Source organism: Ideonella azotifigens (assembly GCF_006519715.1).
Classification (GTDB): domain Bacteria; phylum Pseudomonadota; class Gammaproteobacteria; order Burkholderiales; family Burkholderiaceae_C; genus Ideonella; species Ideonella azotifigens.
This window is the reverse complement of sequence record NZ_VIDT01000880.1, coordinates 1-1923: the sequence shown is the minus strand read 5'-3', so window position 1 is coordinate 1923 and position 1923 is coordinate 1. Positions and strand designations below refer to the sequence as shown.

The following is a 1923-nucleotide window of genomic DNA, read 5'->3' as shown; positions in this document are numbered from 1 at the left end:
GACCCGGCCGATCAATGCCGTGTCGGAGGCCGCGCGGCGTTTCGCGGCCGGCGAGACGCCGGGCGACCTGCCGCTGCGCCGCAATGACGAGATCGGTTCGCTGGCGCGCCGTTTCCAGCAGATGCAGGTGCAGATCACGCGCCAGCTGGCCGACCTGACGACCAAGCAGCAGGAACTGGAGCACCTGTCGCACCACGACATGCTGACCGGCCTGCCGAACCGCCGGCTGTTCCAGGACCGGCTGGCGCACGCGTTGGCCCAGGCCAGGCGCAATGGCGAAGCGGTCTGCCTGCTGTTCATCGACCTGAACAACTTCAAGCAGGTCAACGACCAGCACGGCCACGATGCCGGCGACGTGGTGCTGCAAATCATCGCCCAGCGGCTGCACGCCGCGATGCGCCAGGCCGACACCGTGGCCCGCCTGGGCGGCGACGAGTTCGTCGTGCTGCTGGACACCTCGGCCCACCCGCTGCACGTGGCCCTGATCGCAGAGAAGCTGCTCGACGAGATCCGCCTGCCGGTGCCGCACGGCTGCAAGCAGCTGCAGGTCGACGCCAGCATCGGCATCGCCCGCTACCCGCATGACGGCGAAACCGCCAGCGACATCATGGCCAATGCCGACCGCGCGATGTATGCCACCAAGACCGCTGGCGAGGGCGGCTACCGGTTTTTCTCGGTGCCACTGGAGTGAACAAGGTTGGCGCGGCTGGATAAGCTGCGCAGCTCATTCCAAATCCATCAGGAGATCCTCATGCGTTATCGCCGCCTGGGCCGCGCCGGCCTGCAAGTCAGCGAGCTGTCGCTGGGTTCGTGGGTCACGTACCACAACCAGGTCAATGTCAATGCCGCCGTCGAGATGATGGCCGCGGCCTTTGATGCCGGCGTCAACTTCTTCGACAACGCCGAGGCCTATGCCGCCGGCGAGAGCGAAACCGTGATGGGGCAGGCGCTGAAGAAGCTGGGCTGGAACCGGCTGGACTATGTCGTCTCGACCAAGTTCTTCTGGGGCCTGCCGGGCCAGCATGGGCCGGTGAACCGCAAGAACACGCTGAACCGCAAGTACCTGATGCAGGCCATCGACGGCTCGCTGCAGCGCTTCGGCCTGGCGCACCTGGACCTCGTCTACTGCCACCGGCCGGACCCGAACACGCCGATCGAGGAGACCGTGCACGCGATGAGCGACATGATCACCCAGGGCAAAGCGCTGTACTGGGGCACCAGCGAGTGGAGCGCGGCCGAGATCCGCGCCGCCTGGGACATTGCCGAGCGCCATCACCTGCACAAGCCGGTGGTCGAGCAGCCGCAGTACCACCTGTTCCACCGCCGCAAGGTGGAGCATGAGTACGCCCGGCTCTACGACGACATCGGCCTGGGCCTGACGACCTGGAGCCCGCTGGCTTCGGGCCTGCTCACCGGCAAGTACAGCGCCGGCGTACCGGCCGATTCGCGCGGCGCGCTGCAGGACATGGGTTTCCTGCGTGAGGGCCTGACCGATGCCGCCAAGAACGCCGCGGTGCAGCAGCTCGCGCCGATTGCCGCCGAGCTCGGGGGCACCACCGCGCAACTGGCCATCGCCTGGGCGACGAAAAATCCGCACGTCAGCTCGGTGATCACCGGCGCGTCCAAGGTCTCGCAGCTGCAGAGCAACCTGGGTGCGCTGGCGATTGCCGACAAGCTGACGCCTGAGGTGATGGCGCGCATCGAGGAAATCACCGGCAAGCTGGCGGACTGAGCGTGACTGGGGCACCCGGTCTCGCGGGTACGCAAGACCACCTGCCGGGCGGCCCGGTGCCGGCCGCGCAAACTCAGCGGTTCAGCGCGTCCAGCCGCTCGATCGTGCCAACATCGGTCCACGGCCCCGGCCACAACCGGGCGCCGACGCGGCCGTCTGCGATGGCGGCGTCCAGCTTGGGTCGCAGCGCC

2 protein-coding genes are annotated in these 1923 nt (G+C 67.8%); both read left to right on the top strand.

Annotated elements, in window-relative coordinates; translation table 11 throughout:
* Positions 1-691: GGDEF domain-containing protein (locus FKP22_RS28805; protein WP_141291561.1), on the top strand; the 691-nt coding region annotated here is incomplete at its 5' end.
* 60 nt (positions 692-751) lie between these two features.
* Entirely contained in the window at positions 752-1732 is a 981-nt protein-coding gene (locus tag FKP22_RS28800; RefSeq protein WP_141291559.1) for a potassium channel beta subunit family protein, read from the top strand.
* The last annotated feature ends 191 nt before the right edge of the window (positions 1733-1923 follow it).

Excerpts from the sequence above, each read along its gene's own strand:
- FKP22_RS28800 (WP_141291559.1), top strand. The coding sequence starts at position 752 with ATGCGTTATCGCCGCCTGGGCCGCGCCGGCCTGCAAGTCAGCGAGCTG.